This is a genomic window from Pseudoalteromonas sp. CR1 (assembly GCF_019392235.1).
Lineage (GTDB): Bacteria > Pseudomonadota > Gammaproteobacteria > Enterobacterales > Alteromonadaceae > Pseudoalteromonas.
The window spans coordinates 1-230 of the sequence record NZ_JAHXRM010000686.1; the positions used below are offsets into that span (position 1 = coordinate 1).

A 230-nucleotide genomic window follows, 5' to 3' on the forward strand; every position below is an offset into this window, starting at 1 on the left:
GGTGGGTGTGACGCGTTATACGTTCGATAAAGAGCGGCACATGCTGACCTCCAGCTTCTCCAGGCGCGCGCAGTACGATGAAGGGAAGTGGGAGCTGTACGACGTCACCACGACTTATTTCCATAAGGTAGGGCAGGGCAACAAGGCCAGCACCGAAGTCATCAATGTGCCGTCCGAGCAATGGGACATCGCCCTGAAGCCGGAGCTGCTCAACACCGTGGTGATGATCC

Annotated in this window: 1 protein-coding gene; it reads left to right on the top strand. The window is 57.4% G+C overall.

The window, feature by feature from the left end; all coding sequences use genetic code 11:
* Window positions 1–40: 40 nt before the first annotated feature.
* Window positions 41–230 (top strand): hypothetical protein (locus KZZ04_RS21020; protein WP_219424150.1); only part of this gene is annotated, 190 nt, incomplete at its 3' end.